The sequence below is a fragment of the Cupriavidus sp. UYPR2.512 genome, from assembly GCF_000379565.1.
Classification (GTDB): Bacteria; Pseudomonadota; Gammaproteobacteria; order Burkholderiales; family Burkholderiaceae; genus Cupriavidus.
This window is the reverse complement of the sequence record NZ_KB902865.1, coordinates 87,710-109,193: the sequence shown is the minus strand read 5'-3', so window position 1 is coordinate 109,193 and position 21,484 is coordinate 87,710. Positions and strand designations below refer to the sequence as shown.

Sequence of the window (21,484 nt, the reverse complement as noted above, 5' to 3'; positions counted from 1 at the left end):
AGCCAAACAGCCCGCCCGCCAAGCGCGACAACAGCCCAACCAGCAGCTAAGACCTACCCGGCCCCAAACACCACCCTCACCCGCAACCCCGGCCCCGCGTCCTCCAGCACCACCCGCGCCCCATGCGACTGCGCGATCTCGGCCACGATGGCGAGCCCCAGCCCGCTGCCACCGGTCGGCGCTTCTGCCACCCGATAGAACCGGTCAAACACGCGCGCACGCTCTTCAGCGGGGATCCCCGGCCCGTTGTCGCTGACCACCAGTTCAACGGCACGTCCATCGGCGCTGCGACCCACCAGCACATCGATATGGCTTCCGGCAGGGATATAAGCCAGCGCGTTATCCAGCAGATTGGTCAGCAGGATGCGCAACGCATCCGCATCGCCCCGCACCACCGCCGGCGATGTGTCCTCGCTGCCGTCCAGCCCAAGGTCGATATTGCGGTCCAGCGCGGCCTGCGCCATGTCCGCGACCACGCTTGCGGCCAGTTGGTGCAGCGCCACCGGTTCGTGCCGGGGCATGGCTGCGCCCGGTTCCTGCCGTGCCAGCGTCAACAGCTGGGTGACCAAGTGGGTCAGCCGCTCCAGTCCCTGGCGCAGCTTGCCGATCGCTTCGTCACGCGCTGCGCCGTTGTCGGCGCGCTCCACCAGCTGTGCCTGCAGCTGCAGCGCTGCCAGCGGCGTGCGCAGGGCGTGCGCGGCATCTGCCACGAAGGCGCGCTGCGTGTCGATGGCGTGCGAGAGCCGCGCCAGCAGCTGGTTCAGCGCCGCGCTCAGCGGAGCGATCTCGTCGGGCATCTGGCGCACGGCCAGCGGCGCCAGCGTGTTGGCGTCGCGCGCGCGCACCTCGGTGGCGATTTCGCGCAGCGGGCGCAGGCCGCGCCCCACCGCCATCCACACCAGCCAGCCCAGCAACGGCAGCAGCAACAGCAGCGGCGCCACGGTGCGCAGCGCCATGCGCGCGGCCAGCGTACGCCGAGCGCTCATCGGCTGCGCGATCTGCACCACGGTGGGTCCAAGCTGCATGCTGTACAGGCGCCATTCGCCCTCCTGCGTGGTCACGTTGGAAAAGCCCAGCTCCGCACGCGCGGGCAGCGCCGGGTGCGAATGCGACAGGTACAGGCTGCGGCCGGAGCCGTCCCAGATGTGGATGACCACATCCTCGTCGGCGTGCGTCAGGTCGCCGGGCGCGCCCAGAAACGGCGGCGCCACCGGGTCGGCAAACTGGCTGGGCAATGCCGCGGCCATCTGCTTCATCTGGTAGTCGAACAGCGCATTGGCTTCCTGCCGCGCCTGCCCGTAGATCAGCCCCGTGGCGACGGCGATGCCGGCAAGCAGGCCCGCGGCCAGCCACCACAGCAGGGTTCGCTGGATGGAGCGCATCAGGGGGGGTCTCCTTCGCCCGCGGACGATGCTTCCCCGTCCAGGCGCGGCAGCACATAGCCCACACCGCGGATATTGCGGATCAGCGCCGCGCCGAACTTCTTGCGCAGCGCGTGGATATACACCTCGACGGTATTGCTGCCGACTTCATCGTCCCAGCCGTACAGCCGCTCCTGCAGCTGCGGCACCGACCAGACCTTGCCGGGACGCGCCATCAACGCGGACAGCAGCGCGAACTCGCGCGCCGACAGCCGCACCGGCTCGCCGCGGTGGGTGGCCTCGCGGGTAGTGGGGTTGAGCACGATGTCACCGTAGCTGACCAGCGGTTCCGCCCGGCCGGCGGCGCGGCGCGCCAGCGCATGCATGCGCGCCGCCAGTTCCTGCAGGTCAAAGGGCTTGACCAGGTAATCATCTGCGCCGGCATTGAGCCCCGCGACACGGTCCGCGACGGCATCGCGCGCGGTCAGGATCAGCACCGGCGTCGGCACGCCGCGCGCGCGCAAGGTGCGCAGGACGTCGAGGCCCGGGCGCCGCGGCAGGCCAAGGTCAAGCAGGATCAGGTCATAGCAAGCCTGGCCGTGCTGCGCGGTGCTGGCCGCGGCCAGGCCCGCGTCGCCGTCGCGCACCCAGTCGACGGTAAAGCCTTCCTGGCGCAGCGCCAGCTTGACGCTGTCGCCGATCATGGCGTCGTCCTCCACCAGCAGCACGCGCATGGCTATGCGTTCCCGCCGGAGCTGTCGAGCCGCTCGGCCAGTGCGCGCGCCAGTCCCGGCAGCGCGGGGTGGCTGGCGGTGATGACATGGACCGGCACGGCCTCCAGCCAGCCGCGCATGCGGCCCTTGGCGACGAAGCGCTCGGCAAAGGCCGAGGCCTGCAGCGCAGACACGAAGCGTGGCACGATGCCGCCGCCCAGGTAGACCCCGCCACGTGCGCCCAGCACCAGGGCGATGTCGGCCGCAACCGAGCCCAGCAGGCCGAAGAACACCGCCATGGCGCGCTGGCACAGCGGGTCGTGGCGCTCGAAGGCGCCGGTGGTGACTTGCTCGGGCAGCAGCGGCGCGAGCAAAAGCGTACCCATTTCTGCGGCCAGCGCGGCATGGATATGCGACAGGCCGCTGCCGCACAGGAGCCGCTCCGCCGAGACGCGGCCGACATTGCGATGAGCGGCGCGCCAGGCGACCCATTCGTCGTCAGTGTCGGGCATCAGTTCGATATGGCCGCCTTCACCTGCCAGCGCCACGGCTGGTCCGCCCGGCGCCGGCACCAGGCCGGAAACGCCCAGCCCGGTGCCCGGCCCGACCAGCGCGAGCGGCGCGGTGGGCACCGCGGTGCCGGCACGCACCGGCACCAGCCCGTCGGCAGGCAGGTGCGGCAAGGCCAGCGCCAGCGCGGTGAAGTCGTTGATGGCCACCAGGGTCTGCAGCCCGAGTGCGCGCCGCATGCCGTCGATCGAGAACGACCAGTTGTGGTTGGTCAGCCGGACCTGGTCGCCGGTCACCGGGTTGGCCAGGCCGATCGCCGCGTGGCGCGGCACGGGCTTGCCCGACGCGGCAAGTCCGTCGAGGTATTGGCGCAGCGCCGCTTCGAGCGACGGGAAATCGGCCACCTTCAGCGCGGTCACCGGACCGATCCGCATTGGTGCGGTTTCCAGTGCAAAGCGCACGTTGGTGCCGCCCACATCGCCGAGCAGGCGGGGAAAGTCAGCGCAGGAGGATGCAGTGGTGGCCATGGCGTCGGGTATCGCTCCCCTTGGGAATCAGGTCTGTCAGGTCTTGAACACGTCAAGCCCGTGCCGGTGCCGTGACAGCACCAGGCTGACCGGCAACGACGGCGCAGGGCCCTGCAGCGCGCGTTCGAGCACCTCGGCCTTGGCCGCGCCGGACACTGACAAGAACACGCGTTCGGCGGCCAGCAGCGCCGCCAGGTTCAGCGTGATGCGCGCATGCGGCGCGACTGACGGGTGCGTGATCACGTAGCCGGGCTGCGGCTCGCTCAGCGCGCTCTGCAGTTCGGGCGCATCCGGGAACAGCGAGGCGGTATGGCCGTCTTCGCCCATGCCCAGCACCACCACGTCGGGCTGGCGGAATGCGCTGTTGGCACGCGCCACCGCCTGTGCCGGCGCGGCAACGTCCTGCGCATCGGCAATCAGCGGTATGAAGGCGGCGCTGGCAGCGGCCTCGCGCAGCAGGTGCGCGCGCACCAGGGCGGCGTTGCTGTCCGCGTGGTCGGGCGGCACCACGCGCTCGTCGACCAGCGTGATGGTCACCGCTTCCCAGCGCACGTGACGGTGGCGCAGCCGCTCGAACATCGCCACCGGCGAGCGTCCGCCCGAGACCGCCAGCACCGCCCAGCCCTTGACGCGGATGGCCAGCTCCAGCGCATTGCCGATGGAGATGGCCAGCGCCTCGGCCTGGTCCATCGGGGTGGGATGTTCAAACAGGCGCATGATGGTTTCCTTTTCGATTCCGCGAGCGCATGGCTCAGGCTTCCTCGTGCCACAGCCCGCCGTCGCGCGACATCAGCGCCGACGACGCGGCCGGCCCCCAGGTGCCGGCGGTATAGGGCTTGGGCGGCACGGTGCTGGCCTCCCAGGTGTCGACGATGGGTTCGACCCAGCGCCAGGCCTGCACTTGTTCATCACGGCGCACGAACAGGCCCAGCCGGCCGCGGATCACATCGAGCAGCAGCCGTTCATAGGCGCCGGCGCGGCGCACCTTGAACGAGTTGGCAAAGTCCAGGTCGAGCGAGGTCGGCGTCAGCTCCAGCGTGTCGCCAGGCTGCTTGACCAGGCAGTACAGGCGGATGCTCTCTTCCGGCTGCAGCTGGATCACCAGCCGGTTCTGCGGCGACAGCGTCAGCGGCCGCGGGAAGATCGCATGTGGCACATCGCGGAAATGGATCACGATCTCGGCCACGCGGGACTGCATGCGCTTGCCCGTGCGCAGGTAGAACGGCACGCCTTCCCAGCGCCAGTTGGCGATCTCGGCCTTGATCGCGACAAAGGTCTCGGTGCGGCTGTCGGGCGCGATGCCCGCTTCTTCCAGGTAGCCCGGCACCGGCTTGCCGCCGATGGCACCGGAGCGGTACTGGCCGCGCACGGTCTTCTCGGCCACGTCCTGCGGCGTGATCGGTTTGAGCGCCTTCAGGATCTTGATCTTCTCGTCGCGGATGGCATCTTCGCTGAGGCTGGCCGGCGGCTCCATCGCCACCATGCACAAGAGCTGCAGCAAGTGGTTCTGCACCATGTCGCGCAGCGCTCCGGTGCGGTCGTAGAAGTCGCCGCGCGTTTCCACGCCCAGCTCTTCGGCGATGGTGATCTGCACGTCCTGCACCCACTCGCGCCGCCACAGCGGCTCGAACAGCGCGTTGCCGAAGCGGATCGCCATCAGGTTCTGCACCGACTCCTTGCCCAGGTAATGGTCGATGCGGTAGATCTGTTCTTCGGCAAAGTACTTCGCCACTGCGGAGTTGATCGCCTCGTTCGATTCGAGATCATGCCCCAGCGGTTTTTCCAGCACGATGCGCACGTTCGGCGCATGGCGCGTATTCAGGCCGGTGCGTGCCAGCTGCTCGCAGATCGACACGAACAGGTGCGGCGCGGTGGCGAGGTAGCACACCACCACTTCCGGCTTGCGTGCCAGCACCTGCTCCGCCAGCGCATCGAAATGCGCTGGCACGCGTGCGTCGGCCTGCACGTAGACAATGCGCGCGCAGAACTTGTCCCATGACTCGGGCGGCGCATGGGCCAGCCCGGGGCGCACGGTCTGCTCCAGCGAGGAGAGGTAGTCCGCGGTCGAGAGCGGCTGGCTGCCGGTGGCGAGGATGCGCGCGGCCGGATGCAGCAGGCCCGCGTGGTGCGCATCAAACAGGGAAGGCAGCAGCTTGCGCCGCGCCAGGTCGCCGGTGCCGCCGAACAGCACCATGTCGAAATCAGGCATGCTCACCCTGGGACTCCTTGTGCGGTTGAGGACCCGCCATGGGCGGGTTTGCATTGTGGCAAGTTTACGTGACTCGCCCCCGCTTGGCGAGGCGCAGGCCGCGGCACATGCCGCGGCAAATTCATGGCCTGGGCCCAAAGCGTACCCGTTTCTGCGTGCACCGGCTGGTGCACCGTGCGGTACGCGGCAAAGTGCGCTAGGCTGGAAGCTCCCCCGCAGGAGAACCCCATGCCACGCCATCCAGTGCTCGAGCGGGTCACCGCCCGCATCGTCTCCCGCAGCGCCGCCTCGCGCCAGGCGTACCTTGACCGCACCCGCGCCATGGCCGGGCAGAAGGTCGAACGCGCGCAGCTTTCCTGTACCAACCTGGCCCATGCGGTGGCTGCCATGCCGGACGCCGCGAAGATCCGGCTGAAGGCCGACGAGCGGCCCAACCTGGCGATCGTCTCGGCGTACAACGACATGCTGTCGGCGCACCAGCCGCTGGCGGCTTTCCCGCAGTGGCTCAAGGAAGCGGCGCTCGAAGCCGGCGGCACCGCGCAGTTTGCCGGCGGCACGCCCGCGATGTGCGACGGCGTCACGCAGGGCCAGGACGGCATGGACCTGTCGCTGTTCTCGCGCGACGTGATCGCGCTGGCTGCGGCCGTGGCGCTGTCGCACCAGATGTTCGATGCCGCGCTGTACCTGGGCGTGTGCGACAAGATCGTGCCTGGCCTGGTGATGGGCGCGCTGTCGTTCGGCCACCTGCCGGCCGTGTTCGTGCCGGGCGGACCGATGACCACCGGCATCAGCAACGACGAAAAGGCGCAAACGCGCCAGCGCTACGCCGAAGGCAAGATCGGCCGCAAGGAACTGCTCGAGGCCGAGACCCGCTCCTACCACGGCCCCGGCACCTGCACCTTCTACGGCACCGCCAATTCCAACCAGATGCTGATGGAAATGATGGGCCTGCACCTGCCGGGCACGGCCTTCGTCAACCCCAACACACCGCTGCGCGAAGCGCTCACGCGCGAGGCCGCGCGCCAGGCGCTGAAGCTCGTGCACGGCGGCGAGCGCTATACGCCGGTGGCCGAGGTGCTGGACGAGCGCGCCTTCGTCAACGGCATCGTCGGGCTGCTCGCCACCGGCGGCTCCACCAACCACACGCTGCACCTGATCGCGATGGCGCGCGTGGCCGGCATCGTGCTGGGCTGGGGCGACTTTGACGAGCTCTCGGCAGTGGTGCCGCTGCTGGCGCGCGTGTACCCGAACGGCAAGGCCGACGTGAACCAGTTCCAGGCCGCCGGCGGGCTGCCCGTGGTGATCCGCGGGCTGCTGTCGCTGGGCCTGGTGCATGACGACGTGACCACCATCGTAGGCCGCGGGCTGCAGGATTACACGCGCGAACCCGTGCTGCGCGACGGCAAGCTGACGTGGATCGACGGCCCGGCCGCGCCGCTCGATGACAGCATCGTGCGCGGCGCCGACGCGCCCTTTGCCCCGGACGGCGGCATCAAGGTGCTGGACGGCAAGCTGGGCCGCGCGGTGATCAAGACCTCGGCGGTCAAGGCCGAGCACCAGGTGGTGGAGGCACCGGCGATCGTGTTCGCGCATCAGGACGATGTGCTGCACGCCTTCAAGCGCGGCGAGCTGGAGCGCGACTTCGTCGCGGTGCTGCCGTGGCAGGGCCCGGCCTCGTGCGGCATGCCCGAGCTGCACAAGCTCACACCTACGCTGACAGTGCTGCAGGACCGCGGCTTCCATGTGGCGCTGGTGACTGACGGGCGCATGTCGGGCGCGTCGGGCAAGGTGCCGGCAGCCATCCATGTCTGCCCCGAGGCGCTGCACGGGGGCGCGATCGGGCGCGTGCGCAGCGGCGACATGATGCGCGTGGATGCGCCCGCGGGCGTACTCGACGTGCTGGTGCCGGATAACGAATGGCAGGCGCGCGCGCCTGCGCGTCCGGACCTGAGCGCCAATCGCCATGGCGTGGGCCGCGACCTGTTCGCCACCTTCCGCCGCCACGTCAGCACTGCGGAAAGCGGCGCCTGCACGCTGTTTTCGGACGAGGGCGACGAAAACAACCGGGGCAACGCGCCCGTGCAGGGTTAGTGCCCTGTTCCGTAGATAGCCAGCCAGAATTTCATGGCAAGGTATTTGCGGAACAGGACACGACTAGCCCAGGTGCCGCACCGGCTGGCGCGGAGCCGCGCCAGCCGGGTGCGGCGCGCCCGCCGATGGAGCGCTGTCGGCCACCTTCACCGCGCCCGGCACTGAGGCGGCGCCCGGCACGTGCAATTCCTGGATCGGCACCGCCAGCTTGCTGCCGGCCTGTTCCAGCACGTGCTTGATGCGCTCATAGAACGCGAAACGCACGTTCCAGTAGTCGTCGTTCGAGGTCCAGTAGCGCACGTTCAGCGTGATGCCCTGCTGCGTGTAGTTGACCACCATGGTCTCGGGCTTGGGGTCGGCCAGCAGGCGCGGCTCGCGCGCGAGCATCGCGCGCAGCGCTTCCAGGCTGCGCTGCACATCGCTGCCGAAGGTCACCGTGGCTTCGATGTCAGCGCGCCGCGTGGCGTTCTCGCTGTAGTTGGTGATGGCGCTGCCCCACAGCTTGCCGTTGGGCACGCGCAGGCAGACGCCGTCGAAGGTGGTCAGCTCCGTCATGAAGAGGCCGGTCTCGCGCACGGTGCCGGCCACCCCCTGCGCATCGATGTACTGGCCTACGCGGAACGGCCGCAGCAGCACCAGCATGATGCCGGCGGCAATGTTCTGCAGCGTGCCCTGCAGCGCCAGCCCGATGGCCAGGCCCGCGGCGCCCAGCATGGCGATGATGCTCGCGGTCTGCACCCCGAACTGCGACAGCACCAGCACGATGGTCAGCACGCGCACCATCCATTGCAGCGCGTTGGCCAGCAGCGGGCGCATGGTCTCGTCCACGTGCGTGCCGCTGAGTGCGCGCCGGGCCGCCCGGGCCACGCGGGCGGACAGCCACCAGCCGGCCATCAGGATCAGGATGGCTGCCAGGCAGTTCATGCCCTGGTTGATGGCGAACTGGACCAGGTAGGTCCAGCCCGCCTCCAGCTTATTGGCATCGATGAAGTTCAGGTCCATGGGAGCGGCTCCGTTGGCGGTTGTTATGGAGGAGAGAGGCGGTGCTGCGTACCCGTTTCTGCGCGCAGCGGCGGGCTGCCAGGGCCGCATCCAGGCGGCTGGCGGAAAATTTCCTGCATGACAAATTGCCGAATATTGCGGGTGCGATGTCAGACGATCACTGACAATGCCGGCACGGCAATACAGTGAAGGGGACAAGCAAGGCGGGATTTGGTTTCCGGCGACTGCGGGCACGCGGTTGCGTGCCGGCGCGCCAGGCCTTGTGGGATCAAGGCTGGCGATGGATCAGAAAAATCCGAGCAAGGGAGGGACCAGGGGGCAGCCAGGCCAGGCCCGGGGCGGCAGGCCAGCTGTGCGGCTCAACTTTCAGCGACGAAAGTTGGCGAAGGCGGGTCGGCGATACCGCCTCCGGACATCGGCAGGGGACGCAGAAACGGGTACGCTCCCTGCCCTGCCCCGGCAATGGCTCAGGCCGGATGATCGTGCAGCCGGTCGCGCGAGGCCAGCGCAGGAAAGCAGCGCATCCACAGCGCCACCACCAGCAGCGTGCCGACGCCGCCCAGGATCACCGCGCCCACCGGGCCCAGCAATGCCGCGGTGACGCCGGACTCGAACTCGCCCAGCTGGTTCGAGGCGCCGATAAACACCGAATTGACGGCGCCCACGCGCCCGCGCATGTCGTCCGGGGTGTCGAGCTGGACCAGCGTGGAGCGCACCACCACGCTGATCATGTCCGACGCCCCCAGCACCACCAGCGCCACCATCGACAGCGGCAGCCAGGTCGATACGCCGAACACCACGGTAGCCACCCCGAACAGCGCCACCGCGCCGAACATGATGCGCCCGGCGCGCCGGTTCAGCGGATGGCGCGCCAGCCACAGCGCCATCACCAGCGCGCCGACTGCTGGCGACGAACGCAGCAGCCCCAGGCCCCACGGCCCGGTGTGCAGGATGTCGCGCGCGTAGATCGGCAGCAGCGCCACGGCGCCGCCCAGCAGCACCGCGAACAGGTCCAGCGATATCGCGCCCAGCAGCACCGGGCGGCTGCGGATATAGGCAAACCCGGCAAACACCGTGCGCACGCTGACCGGCGCCGTCAGGCGCTGCGCGGCCTGGCGCAGCGTGATGCCGCTTACCAGCACGGCGGCAATGGCAAAGAGCGTGGCACTCAGCCCATAGACCACGCCCGGCCCGGCCACGTAGGCAAAGCCGCCGATGGCCGGGCCGATGATGATGGCGGCCTGCCCGGCGGAACTGGCCAGCGCCACAGCGCGCGGCAACTGGCGCGGCGTCACCACGCTGGGCAGCAGCGCCTGCAGCGTAGGGGTCTCGAACGCGCGCGTGGCGCCGATCAGCGCGACGAAGACAAAGATGTGATGGCTGTCGATCCAGCCGGTCTGGCTGGCCACGGCCATGCCAGCGGCCAGCAACGCCTCGATCGCCTGGCAGGTGCGCACGATGCGGCGCCGGTCAAAGCGGTCGGCCACGTGCCCCGACATCAGGATCAGCACCACCGACGGCAGGAACTGCACCAGCCCGACCATGCCTAGCATCAGCGGGTCGCGGGTCAGGTCATACATCTGCCAGCCGACCGCCACCGTAAAGATCTGGTAGCCAATCGTGGTGCACAGGCGTGCGAACCAGTAACGGCGGAAAACGGCGTCGCCGAAGACGCTGTCCGGCGCGGCGGCCCGGATGGTGGCAGGGGAAGACATGGATGCGGGAAGGAGGCGGAGATTGCTGCGCACCGACCAGCGCCGCCGTGCCGTTGAGGACGCCACGCCAGCGTTGCGATGCACAAAGGCAAGATTCTAAAGCGCTTGCTGAATACCTGCATACAGATGCCCACATGCGCACACCCGCCGGAAACAATGTCGGAAATTCATCTCTTTCAGGCGTCTGAATGTCTGCACATTGATGCACGGAAACCACAATGCCCGGCGCCGGGTGCTGGCCGTCTCGCTTCTGAGAATCACTCGCATTTATAATCGCGGCCCATTGGCGCGGCCGCCCACGACGTCCCTCCCAGGCTTGCGGAACGCGCTGCTTTTCAGGAATCTCATCTTGCAGCCCGCTTTCCGCCTTTCCGGGGGTGCCGTCGGCGCCGCCCTGCTGTTCGCCCAGCTTGCCGCCCTGCCGGCCCACGCCGCTGATCCCGCACCTGTTGCCGCCACCGCAACCGCCGCGCCTGCCGCCAACCCCGAAGCCACGCTGAACACCGTCACGGTGGTCGGCAACTGGCTGGAAAATGCCAGCGAGGCCAAGGTGCTGGAGCATCCCGGCGCGCGTACCATCGTCGACCGAGAGACCTTCCAGGAAGCCGGCGCCAACAATGTGCGCGACGTGCTGCGCCGCATTCCTGGCGTGCAGGTGCAGGAGAACAACGGCACCGGCGGCAGCGATGTGTCGCTCAACGTGGGCGTGCGCGGGCTGACCTCGCGCCTGTCGCCGCGCTCGACCATCCTGATGGACGGCATTCCGCTGGCGGTGGCGCCTTACGGCCAGCCGCAGCTGTCGATGGCGCCGCTGTCGCTTGGCAACCTGGAAACCATCGACGTGGTGCGCGGCGCCGGCTCGGTGCGCTATGGCCCGCAGAACGTGGGCGGCATCATCAACTTCGTGACGCGCCCGATCCCGAGTACCTTCGCGGCCGATGCGTCAGTATCGACCGACATCTATAGCCATGGCGGCAGCGTCAAGACCAACCCGAGCGCATTCATCGGCGGCACCAACGACAATGGCCTGGGCGGCGCGCTGCTGTACTCGGGCATCCATGGCAACGGCTATCGCGAGAGCAACGACCACGTCAATATCGACGACCTGATGCTCAAGGGCGCGTACCGGATCTCGAAGACCGATGAACTGAGCGCGGCCTTCCACTACTACGAGGGCAGGGCTGGCATGCCCGGCGGCCTGACTTCGGCCCAGTATGCGGCCGACCCGTTCCAGTCGGTGCGGCCCTACGACAATTTCGACGGCCGCCGCAGCGACTTCAGCCTGAAGTACAGCCACAATGACAACAATCGCAAGTTCGAGGTGCTGACGTACTACACCGACAGCTTCCGCGGCAGCAATATCGAGCAGCAAGGCACCGGCGCGCAGGCCAACCTGCGCCGCCTGACCGCGGCCCCGCGCAACTACCATACGTTCGCGATCGAGCCGCGCTACTCGCAGCTGTTCCGCGGCGAGAGCATGAGCCACGAGGTCAGCGTCGGCTACCGCTTTCTGCGCGAAGCCAGCGACGAAAAGGCATCGCGCACGCTGTTCTACACCCCGGGCACCATCGATCCCACCATGCTGCCGTCGCCGGTGTACCAGTCGCGCACGGGCGGCACCACCGCCAATGCGGTCTATATCGACGACACCATCAACATCGGCAGCTGGACCATCACGCCGGGCCTGCGCTACGAGTTCATCCGGTCGTACGTGACCGACAACTTCACCGGCGCGCGCAACGATGTCTCGTCCAATGAGCCGCTGCCGTCGCTGGCGGTGATGTACCACGTCAGCGACCAGTGGAAGCTGTTCGCCAACGCCGGCGTGTCGTTCGGCCCGCTGCAGTATTTCCAGATCGCGCAGACCACCAATGGCCTGACGCCCGAGAAGGCCAAGACGTATGAGGTCGGCACGCACTTCAACGCCAATGGCTGGGGCGGCGAGCTGACCCTGTTCAATATCGACTTCGACGACGAGCTGCAGCTGCGCGGCGGCACCGGCGGCGCGCCGGATGCATGGACCAACCTCGGCGCCACCACCCACCGCGGCGTGGAATCGTCGCTGCGCTATGACTTCGGCGCGCTCGACAAGTCGCTGGCCGGCCTGTCGGCGTACGCGACCTACACCTTCACCGAAGCTACCTACAACCAGGGCAACTTCGCCGGGCGCGACCTGCCGTTCTATTCGCGCCACGTGGCCACCGTAGGCATGCGCTATGCGCGCAACCGCTGGGCGCTCAATGTCGATGGCTTTGCGCAGTCGAAGCAGCATTCGCCGGGCGATCCGAGCACGTCGACCAACTACCAGACGGCGGAAAGCGCAAACGGGGCGCTGGGCGATATCCCGGGTTATGCACTGCTGAACATGCGGCTGGGCTATGACTTCGGCAAGTCGGCGCAGAACCTCAAGGTGGCGGTTGGGGTGAAGAACGTATTCGACAAGCGCTATTTCACGCGCTCGACGGACAACAATGCCGGCAAGTATGTGGGGATGCCGCGCACGTTCTATATCCAGGCGTCGCTGGCGTACTGAGGCGAAACCACGCTGATACGTGCTCCCCGCTCCCATGCAATTGGGGAGGGAAGCAAATCTTCAGATAGCAAAACGGCTCGCCAATGCGAGCCGTTTTGCATTCCAGCTTCAATACGCGATCACACGATCTCGCGCGTCTCCAGGAACTGCAGCTCCGGGAACCGCTCCTGGGTCAGCCGCAGGTTCACCATGCTCGGCGCCAGATAGACATGGTCGCCCGCGCCATCCAGCGCCACGTTATGCCCCGCCTTGGCGATCAGCTTCTCGATCTCCGCGGGCGCGCCCTTGAGCCAGCGCGCGGTCGCGCATTCATGCGATTCGAAAATGGCATCGACGCCGTACTCATGCTCGAGCCGGTGCGCGACAACATCGAACTGCAGGATACCGACCGCGCCCAGCACCAGGTCGTTAGAGGCGAGCGGGCGGAACATCTGCGTGGCGCCCTCCTCGGCCAGCTGCTGCAAACCCTTCTGCAGCTGCTTGACCTTGAGCGGGTTGTTCAGGCGCGCGCGGCGGAAGAACTCCGGCGCGAACGACGGGATGCCGGTGAACTTGAGCGGCTCGCCCTCGGTGAAGACATCGCCCAGGCGGATGGTGCCGTGGTTGGGCACGCCGATGATGTCGCCGGCATAGGCTTGCTCTGTGGTGTTGCGGTCCTGCGCCATGAAGGTAATGGCGTTGTTGATCGCCACAGTCTTGCCGGCGGCCACGTGCAGCAGCTTCATGCCGCGCTCGAAACGGCCCGAGCACACGCGCACGAAAGCGATGCGGTCGCGGTGGCGCGGGTCCATATTGGCCTGGATCTTGAAGACGAAGCCGGTGAACCTGGGCTCCTGCGGTTCAACCACGCGCGAATCCGTGTTGCGCGCCAGTGGCGGCGGCGACAGCTCGCACAGCGCATCCAGCAGCGACTGCACGCCGAAGTTGTTGATGGCCGAACCGAAGTAGACCGGGGTCTGCTTGCCATTGAGGAACGCATCCTTGTCGAAGGTGTGCGAGGCACCGCGCACCAGCTCGATCTCGATGCGCAGCTCTTCGGCCTGGCTGCCCAGGATGCGGTCCAGCTCCGGGTTGTCCAGCCCGTCCAGGATCGCGGCCGTGCCCTTCTCGCCGTGCGGATCGAACAGCTGCACCTTGTCGTCGATCAGGTGGTACACCCCGCGGAAGGCCTTGCCCATGCCGATCGGCCAGGTCATCGGCGCGCACTGGATCTGCAGCACCTCCTCGATCTCGTCGAGCAGCTCGATCGGCGAACGGCCTTCGCGGTCGAGCTTGTTGATGAAGGTGAGGATGGGCGTATCACGCAGGCGGCAGACGTTGAGCAGCTTGATGGTCTGCGCTTCCACGCCGTTGACCGAGTCGATCACCATCACCGCGGAGTCCACCGCGGTCAGCGTGCGGTAGGTGTCTTCAGAGAAGTCCTCGTGGCCCGGAGTGTCGAGCAGGTTGACAATGTTCTCCTGCGCCTTGCCATCGGCAGTCTCCCGGCGGTAGGGGAACTGCATCACCGACGAGGTCACCGAGATGCCGCGCTGCTTTTCCAGCTCCATCCAGTCCGAGGTGGCGTGACGGTCGGCCTTGCGCGCGCGCACTTCGCCCGCGACCTGGATGGCGCCGCCAAACCACAGCAGCTTTTCGGTCAGGGTGGTCTTGCCCGCATCGGGGTGGGAGATGATGGCAAAGGTGCGTCGACGCGCAATTTCAGAAACGAGCGAGCTCACGGCAGCGGAGTTTGACTGGCAAATATTGGATGGCCCGGCGGGCGGCCGGGCCAGGGCCGGCAGCGCCCGCAGGCGATGGCGGGGCCGGGCTCTGCGGGCACGCGAAGGGAATGGGGCGCTATTTTACCGGTTTTGGGCACCGCTCCGGGTTTGTGGCCCCCTGGTTCGGCAAGTTATTCCGCCAGCTTCTCCGCCGGCTTGCCGCGCAGGCTGCCGAACTGCAGCGCGTACTGACGCGTCAGTTCCGCGCCGAAAAAGAAAATCTGTGCCGAGTAGTACACCCATAGCATCAACGCCACCACCGAGCCCGCGGCCCCGTACGACGAGGCCACGGCGCTGTTGCCCAGGTACAGGCCGATCAGCCGCTTGCCGATCGAGAACAGCAACGCGGTGATGACCGCGCCCATGGTGACGTCGCGCCAGGCAATGCGCGCGTTGGGCAGCATCTTGAAGATCACCGCGAACAGCGCCGTCACTACGGCAAAGGAGAAGGCGGTGGAAATCACATCGGCCACGGGCGCGAACCACGACTGCGTCCACAACTGGCCCCAGAGGCGCTCCACCACGGCCAGCGCCGCATTGACGATCAGCGACACAAGCAGCATGAAGGCCAGCACCAGGACCAGGCTGAACGACAGCAAGCGCGTGCGCAGCAGTTGCTGCCAACCCGCGGTCGCGGGCACCGGCACATGCCAGATGTCGTCCAGGCTGCTCTTGAGCTCGGCAAAGGCGCTGGTGGCGCCCACGAACAGGATGCCCGTCGCAACCAGCGCCGCCATGCCGCTGCCGCCGGCGCGGTGCGTGGCCGCCAGGATTTCCTGGATGGCCGAGGCGCCCTGCGCGCCCACCAGGCCTTCAAGCTGCGAGAAAATCTCGCCGCGCGCCGCCTCGGCGCCGAAAAACAGGCCGGCAATCGAGATCACCAGCACCAGGATGGGCGCCAGCGAGAACAGCATGTAGAAGGAGAGCGCCGCCCCCTTGCTGGCCGCCCGATGCGCAAACCAGGAGTTGATGGCGGCGGCGACCACGCGCACCGTGCGGGTGCCGGTATGGCGGTCCGGCAGCCAGTGCGGGCGGTGCCGGCGGGGCTGTGGCGCCGCGCTGCCGGCGGAAGTGGATGGGTGTTCGGTGTTGTCGGTCACGGCCTGGTGCTGGCGCGATGCGCCAGGCGGATCGCGTGTGCGTTGCGCATGCCTTCGCGTCTGGTCTGTGCGGCGAGGGCCCGTGCGTTCATCATACTGCGCATTGCGCGCTGCCCCAAGCCGGCGCACGGGGGGCAACCTGCTACAGTAGGACGAGGCACACCTGCCGGCGCAACCCGTGCCCGCGCGCCGGCGCAAGGAGGCACCGTGACCTGCAACCTCTGCTCGCGCCCAGCGGCCGTGCTACTGATCATCGGGATGCTGGGCTGCGCCGGCTGCGAACGCAGCCAGCCGGGCCCCAAGCCCATTTCCGGCACGGCGGCCAGCGCCACCCCGGGCGCGCCCGCCACGCTCAATCCCGCCGACACAACCGGCGCGCCGGCATCCGGGCAGCCACGCTGACGGCGCTGCTCTGACCGGGGCGTACCCGTTTCTGCGTGTCCAATCGGCTGCCGGCTGCCGGCGCAGGTGCTGGCGGGCCGCGTCCGCAGCAACGCCGGTTTCAGGCGTGCAACGCGTTGCAAGACCGCGCCTGCGGGCGTGGCGCAGCGCGTTATCCCGCACCCCGCGTACGCAACGGGCACCCTGCGCCGCACCAGCGCCGCCACCACGCGCGCTGCCGCGCGCATGACGCGTTGCAGCGGCGAAACCGATTGGTCTGCCACTGCGCCCCGGAGCCTGCCCGCGCTCGCCCCGCCCGCCGCAAACCCGCTTGGCATAAGCCTTTGCGGCCCTTGGCACACTTGTCGCTCAGGCTGGACAGAGGCACATGCGCCCGTGTCCATTGAACCAGCCATTGCATGCAGGAGAAAACCCAGCCATGCGTCATCCGCCATCACGCATGACGGCGCGCCGGCGCTCCCACCGGCTCGCGGGTCCGCCGCCGTCGGTGGTGGACCTGCTGTCATCGCCCCTGTTGCCCCATCCGCGTGCGCGCACGCCGCCCGCCACGTCAGCCGCAGGCGTTGGGTGCGCAGCGACAGCAAAGCAGGGGGTTGCCAGGGCTGCCTTCCGGCGCCACGCGGGCAAGCGGCGCGCGTGACCACAGGCAGCATCGGCAACGCAGGAATTCGGGGCAGGCTTGCGCCGCAAACAGAATGATGGCGGGCACGCGAGCCCGCGTGCCCGAGCGGATTTGGTGCTCCGTCCCCCGGCGGGCACCGCTTTTTTAAAGGGAGACACCCACCATGACAGCCCGAATGCTTGCCACCACGGTGCTGGCGGTGTTCTCAACCAGCGCCGCGGCGGCAAGCTACGCCTGGTTCGACCGCCCCGAAGCGGCCGGCGCCAACAGCCACTCGGCGGTCAGCAATGATGTCTACGTGCGCGGCTTTGGCTGGGCCTGGGGGGAGCTGCGGCTATCCCCGGACACACCGTCCGGTGCCGCCATGCCAACGCCTGGGCGGCAAGCGCGCGACAAGCCGGAGCACGGCGCGATCGTGCCGTGGCGCCAGCAAGACGAGAACGGGCCGCCGCGCCATCCGCGCGGCAAGCTCGGCATGAACCTTGCCGCCGAGCCGATGGATGCGGCCAGCGGCGGGTCCGGGGCCAGGCATCCCCTTGCGGTGGTGCGCTGACGTGCCGACGGGCACGAGGAAAGGCGGAACCGGCGAGCGGACGTTGCCGGTTCCCCTTTCCTGCGGCGCCTGGGATTGCGCCCCGCCTCCGGCAACCCGCGCCGGCTGAGGCCCGCCAACCGTTTACTCGCCCGCCGTCGCCTGGCTCTCCACGCGGATGTTGTGCTTGTGCATGAGCCGGTACAGCGTCACGCGCGACACATTGAGTTCACGCGCGGCCGGCACCACGTGAAAGCCGTGGCTGGCCATCACGGTGCGGATGGCCTCGCGCTCGGCCTCTTCGCGGATCGCGTCGAGGGTCTTGCGCGGCAGCTCCGCCCCGCCATGCAGCTGCAGGTCTTCGGCGGTGATCTTGCGGTTGTCGGTCATCACGATGGCGCGGCGCACGCGGTTGATCAGTTCGCGCACGTTGCCCGGCCACGCGTACTGCATCATTGCCTGCGTTGCGCAGGCCGAGAAACCACGAATGCGCCGGTGCGCCTCGTGCCCGTGCTCGGTCAGCACCGCGTTGGCCAGCTGCAGGATGTCCTCGCCGCGCTCGCGCAGCGCCGGGATGGTCAGCGTCAGCACGCACAGCCGGTGGAACAGGTCGGAACGGAAGCGCCCGTCGGCCTGTGCCGCCACCAGGTCCACGTGCGTGGCCGAGATGATGCGCAGGTTCAGCGGGATCGACTGGTGTCCACCCAGGCGGGTGATCATGCCCTGCTGCAGGAAACGCAGCAGCGCCACCTGGCTCTCCAGCGGCAGGTCGCCGATCTCGTCCAGGAACAGCGTGCCGCCCTGCGCCTGCTCGATCCAGCCGATCTTGCGCTGGTTGGCGCCGGTGAACGCGCCCTTCTCATACCCGAACAGCTCGGACTGCACCAGATGCGAGGGAATCGCACCGCAGTTGATGGCGATGAACGGTCCCTTGCGCCGGCTCGAGGCATCGTGGATCGCCTGCGCGGCGAGTTCCTTGCCGGTGCCGGACTCGCCGGAAATGAACACCGGTGCCTCGTTGTGCGCCACCTTGGCCAGCGAGCGGAACATCGCCCGCATGGCCGCGCACTCGCCGATCATGGTGCCGCGCGAGGCGGTCTCATGCGGGCGCGCGCCATGCAGCGACGCCATGCCCTGCGCATGCTTGAGGGTGTAGAGCAGCTCCGGCATCGAGAACGGCATGCGCACGTAGTCGACGCAGTAGTCGCGGATCAGCCGGCGCACGCGCTCCTGCGCCAGCATTTCATCGGAGGTGATGGCCACCCAGGTAATGTGCAGGTACTGCAGTGCCTGTTCGAGCTGCGCGAACTCGGCATCGCTGTAGTCGGACTGCAGGTCGATCACGCCTGCCATGGGCGGGCAGGCCCGCACCACGCGTTCGAGGTCGCGAATCTGCTGGACCCGGCGGATTTCCCATCCCGTGGCGCTGCCAGACGGGTCAAAATCAAAATCTTCATGACGCGACACGACCACGATCTGTGCAGTGCGTGACGCCTTGCACAGTCGGTCCATCCCGATCTCCCGGACGTTAGGCTTGTTTTTGGTTCCGGCACCCGTGTCCGCCGTCGCGGCCTGCGGCCGCGGCGGACGGTGGGGCTGAACTGGCTGCGGGCACGTGCCCGCGCGCGACGTCGGTATCACGAGCTGGACAGACTGCGGAGTTGCTCATCGGGTGCGGCAAGACAGTCCGCACCCGCCTGGAGCTGATCGCGGATACGCCGCCGCACAGTCTCTTTTTCACGCATCAACTCCAGGCGCGGCGCCTGCAGCGACTGGCCGGAGTATTGATAGTAGAGCGTCTTGTAGGTCAGCTGGCTCAGGATCCATTCCTGCAGCAGCGTGCGCTGGCGTGTCAGCTCGCCCTCGAGCAGGCGCTGGCGGCGCAGCAGGTCCGCCACGGCCGCGCGTGCGCAGTCACTGAGTTCGCTGTCTTCGGCAAGCAGGGCGGCCACGTCGGCCGTCGCGCCCTCTTGGACTGCCCACTTGCCAGGCGCTTCGCCTGCGGCTTCCCCCACGGCAGCCCAGGCATGACGGATGGATCGGATGGAGCGGTTATTAGTCTCCCTGACAGGCCCGATAGCGGGTCGCCGGATCTCTCCTGCGGTCATGATAATCCCCGTTGAACAACATCCCCCGGCACTACACGTCTGCGGTTACCACTTGTCAGTCTTTGAACTGGTTTTTTGCCTGCATGGCGCGCGTGTTTCCCGCACGCTCCCGGATGGTGGCTATGCCGCCTTGTTGACGGTCTGGTCCGAAATGTCCCCGACTGGCGAACGGCGCTGAAGCGCTCTCGGTTGGCTCCGGCATCCTGCCGCACGCACCGGAGTCAAGAAGGGGCGCCTTGCCGCGCCCCTCTTTGCCACGTCTATAGTTCAGTGCATTTGGGGCACTTTGTCCAGCCCCGCGTTGGCGACTTACAGCCAATCTCATACTTTGGTATGAGGCCACGTGCACACTAGCCGCCGGCCTGCGGTAGCGCCCCCTTCGGGCACATTCCCAGCGGCAGCTGTGTGCATACAGGCTACGCAGAAACGGGTACGCTTTGACACCCCCCCAACGGGTGATGGCAGCACCGTCGCCGCGGGAATGGCAAGCCGTGCCCGCGAGGGCGTGGCCGGCCGCCACGCAGAAACAGGTACGGCCAGCCTGTGGGCCCGCTTGCGCGGTACGCAGAAACGGGTACGGCTGGCGGACGCCGGACGGCGCCACGGGGCACAGCCCGTCATCACGATGGCAATATCATGACAGCAGCGCGCCATGGAAAAAGGGCGGCCCTGGCCGCCCTTCCTTCATCCCATGCCGGCTGGCGCGCTCAATGCCCTGGCAGGTAGTAGAACTTGAAGATGAACACCGCCGCGATGATCCACACCATCACGGGCACGCTGCGTGCGCGGCCAGTCAGCAGCTTGAGCGCCGCGTAGCTGATAAAGCCGAACGCAACGCCGTTGGCGACCGAGTACGTAAACGGCATGCCAAGCGCGGTCATCACCGCGGGCACGACTTCGGTGACATCATTCCAGTCGATCTCCAGCAGCTCGCGCAACATCAGGCAGGACACATACAGCAACGCCGGCGCGGTGGCATAGGCCGGCACCGTGCCGGCCAGCGGCGCGATGAACAACGCCGCGAGGAACAGCACGGCCACCGTCACCGCCGTCAGTCCGGTGCGCCCGCCCGCCTGCACGCCCGACGCGCTTTCGATATACGCCGTGGTGGAAGACGTACCGAGGAACGAGCCCGCCATGATCGCGGTGCTGTCGGACATCAACGCCTTGTTCAGCCGGTCCATTTTCCCGGCCTTGAGCAGGCCCGCGCGGTTTGCCACGCCCATCAGCGTGCCGGTGGCGTCGAACAGCTCCACCAGGAAGAACACCAGCACCACGTTGATGATGCCGATCGACAGCGCGGCGGAAATATCGAGCTTGAACAGCGTCGGACTGAGCGACGGCGGCGCGGAGAACACGCCGTGGAAGGTATTGCCGGCAAACGCGAAGCTCAGCAGCGTGGTGAGCAGGATGCCGATCAGGATCGCGCCCTTCACCCGCAGGTGGTCCAGTGCCACGATCACGAAGAAGCCGATGATCGCCAGCACCGCCGAAGGCTGGTGCAGGTCGCCGATGGTCACCAGCGTGGCCGGGCTGGCGGTGACGATGCCGGCGTTCTTCAGCGCGACAATCGCCAGGAACAGGCCGATGCCTGCGGTAATCGCCACCCGGATCGAATGTGGAATGCCGTTGACGATCATCTCGCGCACGCGGAACAACGTCACCATCAGGAACAGGCAGCCGGAGATAAAGACCGCCCCGAGGGCGGCCTCCCACGCAAAGCCCATGCCCTTCACCACCGTATAGGCAAAGTACGCGTTCAGCCCCATGCCCGGCGCCATCGCGATCGGGTAGTTCGCGTAGAAACCCATGATCAGCGTGCCGATCGCCGCGGCCAGGCAGGTGGCGACGAACACCGCGTCTTTCGGCATGCCCGCGTCGCCCAGGATCGACGGGTTGACGAAGATGATGTACGCCATTGTCAGGAACGTGGTGACGCCGGCGAGGATCTCGGTGCGCACATCGGTCTGGTGTTCGCGCAGCCTGAACAGTCGCTCGATCAGCGAAGGCGCGGCCTGGGGCTGGCCGTGCGGCGGATTGGCGGTTGACGTGCCCGGCTTGGAAGCGGGTTCCGGCATCGACATGACTGGTCTCCTGATATCGTTATCGTGTGCGCGGCGATAGGAACGGCGCGGCCGCAGATGGCTGGCTTCGGCCAGAAGCATCCAGCGACGCCCCACTGTGCGGCAAACGTACTCTGGTGCAGGTCAGCCCCGCTTCGCCATGGCACAAGCGAATAAGCGATATGCAAAAGGCGTGATGATCCCACAGCGCACACCGCTGAAGCCAGCGCCCC

16 protein-coding genes are annotated in these 21,484 nt (G+C 67.7%); 4 read left to right on the top strand and 12 right to left on the bottom strand.

Annotated features, from left to right (window positions below; translation table 11 throughout):
- Positions 1-53: 53 nt before the first annotated feature.
- Genes A3A5_RS0106370 through zwf form a run of 5 tightly spaced genes read right to left on the bottom strand, consistent with a single transcriptional unit; the run spans position 54 to position 5,320 of the window.
- Complete coding sequence (locus A3A5_RS0106370; protein ID WP_018309776.1) at positions 54-1,382, bottom strand: HAMP domain-containing sensor histidine kinase; 1,329 nt, start codon at positions 1,380-1,382, stop codon at positions 54-56.
- A complete protein-coding gene (locus tag A3A5_RS0106365; protein ID WP_018309775.1) occupies positions 1,382-2,095 on the bottom strand; it encodes a response regulator transcription factor in 714 nt (237 codons plus the stop codon). The genes A3A5_RS0106370 and A3A5_RS0106365 overlap by 1 nt, the downstream gene beginning before the upstream one ends.
- Before the next feature lie 2 nt (positions 2,096-2,097).
- Positions 2,098-3,111, bottom strand: a complete 1,014-nt coding sequence (gene glk, locus A3A5_RS0106360) for a glucokinase (protein ID WP_018309774.1) — start codon at positions 3,109-3,111, stop codon at positions 2,098-2,100.
- Between the two features lie 36 nt (positions 3,112-3,147).
- Positions 3,148-3,828, bottom strand: a complete 681-nt coding sequence (gene pgl / locus A3A5_RS0106355; protein ID WP_018309773.1) for a 6-phosphogluconolactonase — start codon at positions 3,826-3,828, stop codon at positions 3,148-3,150.
- 34 nt (positions 3,829-3,862) lie between these two features.
- Positions 3,863-5,320, bottom strand: a complete 1,458-nt coding sequence (gene zwf / locus A3A5_RS0106350; RefSeq protein WP_018309772.1) for a glucose-6-phosphate dehydrogenase — start codon at positions 5,318-5,320, stop codon at positions 3,863-3,865.
- Positions 5,321-5,548: 228 nt separating this feature from the next.
- Between zwf and edd the strand changes: the two genes are divergently transcribed.
- A complete protein-coding gene (edd, locus tag A3A5_RS0106345; RefSeq protein WP_018309771.1) occupies positions 5,549-7,411 on the top strand; it encodes a phosphogluconate dehydratase in 1,863 nt (620 codons plus the stop codon).
- Between the two features lie 63 nt (positions 7,412-7,474).
- Here edd and A3A5_RS0106340 read toward each other — a convergent pair whose 3' ends face one another.
- Together A3A5_RS0106340 and A3A5_RS0106335 are read right to left on the bottom strand one after the other, a co-directional pair.
- Entirely contained in the window at positions 7,475-8,413 is a 939-nt protein-coding gene (locus A3A5_RS0106340; protein WP_018309770.1) for a mechanosensitive ion channel family protein, read from the bottom strand.
- A 467-nt stretch (positions 8,414-8,880) separates the two neighbouring features.
- On the bottom strand, positions 8,881-10,128 hold the full coding sequence (locus tag A3A5_RS0106335) for an MFS transporter (RefSeq protein WP_018309769.1): 1,248 nt from the start codon (positions 10,126-10,128) through the stop codon (positions 8,881-8,883).
- Between the two features lie 349 nt (positions 10,129-10,477).
- Between A3A5_RS0106335 and A3A5_RS0106330 the strand changes: the two genes are divergently transcribed.
- On the top strand, positions 10,478-12,661 hold the full coding sequence (locus A3A5_RS0106330; protein ID WP_018309768.1) for a TonB-dependent siderophore receptor: 2,184 nt from the start codon (positions 10,478-10,480) through the stop codon (positions 12,659-12,661).
- Between the two features lie 119 nt (positions 12,662-12,780).
- Here the strand turns inward: A3A5_RS0106330 and A3A5_RS0106325 are convergent, their stop codons facing one another.
- Both A3A5_RS0106325 and A3A5_RS37750 read right to left on the bottom strand, forming a co-directional pair.
- Entirely contained in the window at positions 12,781-14,382 is a 1,602-nt protein-coding gene (locus tag A3A5_RS0106325; RefSeq protein WP_018309767.1) for a peptide chain release factor 3, read from the bottom strand.
- A 173-nt stretch (positions 14,383-14,555) separates the two neighbouring features.
- The gene (locus A3A5_RS37750; protein WP_051108491.1) at positions 14,556-15,524 is read right to left on the bottom strand and encodes a YihY/virulence factor BrkB family protein; all 969 of its coding nucleotides are present in this window, start codon (positions 15,522-15,524) and stop codon (positions 14,556-14,558) included.
- Positions 15,525-15,731: 207 nt separating this feature from the next.
- Between A3A5_RS37750 and A3A5_RS37745 the strand changes: the two genes are divergently transcribed.
- Positions 15,732-15,926 carry a hypothetical protein gene (locus A3A5_RS37745; RefSeq protein ID WP_018309765.1) on the top strand — a complete coding sequence of 65 codons (195 nt, stop codon included), beginning with the start codon at positions 15,732-15,734 and terminating at the stop codon, positions 15,924-15,926.
- A gap of 785 nt (positions 15,927-16,711) precedes the next feature.
- Positions 16,712-17,101 carry a hypothetical protein gene (locus A3A5_RS0106310; RefSeq protein ID WP_026200516.1) on the top strand — a complete coding sequence of 130 codons (390 nt, stop codon included), beginning with the start codon at positions 16,712-16,714 and terminating at the stop codon, positions 17,099-17,101.
- 123 nt (positions 17,102-17,224) lie between these two features.
- Here the strand turns inward: A3A5_RS0106310 and A3A5_RS0106305 are convergent, their stop codons facing one another.
- From A3A5_RS0106305 to A3A5_RS0106295, 3 genes are all read right to left on the bottom strand, one after another.
- Positions 17,225-18,592 carry a sigma-54 dependent transcriptional regulator gene (locus tag A3A5_RS0106305; RefSeq protein ID WP_018309763.1) on the bottom strand — a complete coding sequence of 456 codons (1,368 nt, stop codon included), beginning with the start codon at positions 18,590-18,592 and terminating at the stop codon, positions 17,225-17,227.
- Between the two features lie 125 nt (positions 18,593-18,717).
- Positions 18,718-19,188, bottom strand: a complete 471-nt coding sequence (locus A3A5_RS0106300; protein ID WP_026200515.1) for a hypothetical protein — start codon at positions 19,186-19,188, stop codon at positions 18,718-18,720.
- A gap of 707 nt (positions 19,189-19,895) precedes the next feature.
- The gene (locus A3A5_RS0106295; protein WP_018309761.1) at positions 19,896-21,272 is read right to left on the bottom strand and encodes an NCS2 family permease; all 1,377 of its coding nucleotides are present in this window, start codon (positions 21,270-21,272) and stop codon (positions 19,896-19,898) included.
- Between the last annotated feature and the right edge of the window lie 212 nt (positions 21,273-21,484).

What these genes read in the sequence shown, in the direction of transcription:
- A3A5_RS0106370 (WP_018309776.1), bottom strand. Translation starts at nt 1,382, where the DNA reads ATGCGCTCCATCCAGCGAACCCTGCTGTGGTGGCTGGCCGCGGGCCTG.
- A3A5_RS0106365 (WP_018309775.1), bottom strand. Translation starts at nt 2,095, where the DNA reads ATGCGCGTGCTGCTGGTGGAGGACGACGCCATGATCGGCGACAGCGTC.
- glk (WP_018309774.1), bottom strand. Translation starts at nt 3,111, where the DNA reads ATGGCCACCACTGCATCCTCCTGCGCTGACTTTCCCCGCCTGCTCGGC.
- pgl (WP_018309773.1), bottom strand. Translation starts at nt 3,828, where the DNA reads ATGCGCCTGTTTGAACATCCCACCCCGATGGACCAGGCCGAGGCGCTG.
- zwf (WP_018309772.1), bottom strand. Translation starts at nt 5,320, where the DNA reads ATGCCTGATTTCGACATGGTGCTGTTCGGCGGCACCGGCGACCTGGCG.
- edd (WP_018309771.1), top strand. Translation starts at nt 5,549, where the DNA reads ATGCCACGCCATCCAGTGCTCGAGCGGGTCACCGCCCGCATCGTCTCC.
- A3A5_RS0106340 (WP_018309770.1), bottom strand. Translation starts at nt 8,413, where the DNA reads ATGGACCTGAACTTCATCGATGCCAATAAGCTGGAGGCGGGCTGGACC.
- A3A5_RS0106335 (WP_018309769.1), bottom strand. Translation starts at nt 10,128, where the DNA reads ATGTCTTCCCCTGCCACCATCCGGGCCGCCGCGCCGGACAGCGTCTTC.
- A3A5_RS0106310 (WP_026200516.1), top strand. Translation starts at nt 16,712, where the DNA reads ATGACAGCCCGAATGCTTGCCACCACGGTGCTGGCGGTGTTCTCAACC.
- A3A5_RS0106305 (WP_018309763.1), bottom strand. Translation starts at nt 18,592, where the DNA reads ATGGACCGACTGTGCAAGGCGTCACGCACTGCACAGATCGTGGTCGTG.
- A3A5_RS0106300 (WP_026200515.1), bottom strand. Translation starts at nt 19,188, where the DNA reads ATGACCGCAGGAGAGATCCGGCGACCCGCTATCGGGCCTGTCAGGGAG.
- A3A5_RS0106295 (WP_018309761.1), bottom strand. Translation starts at nt 21,272, where the DNA reads ATGTCGATGCCGGAACCCGCTTCCAAGCCGGGCACGTCAACCGCCAAT.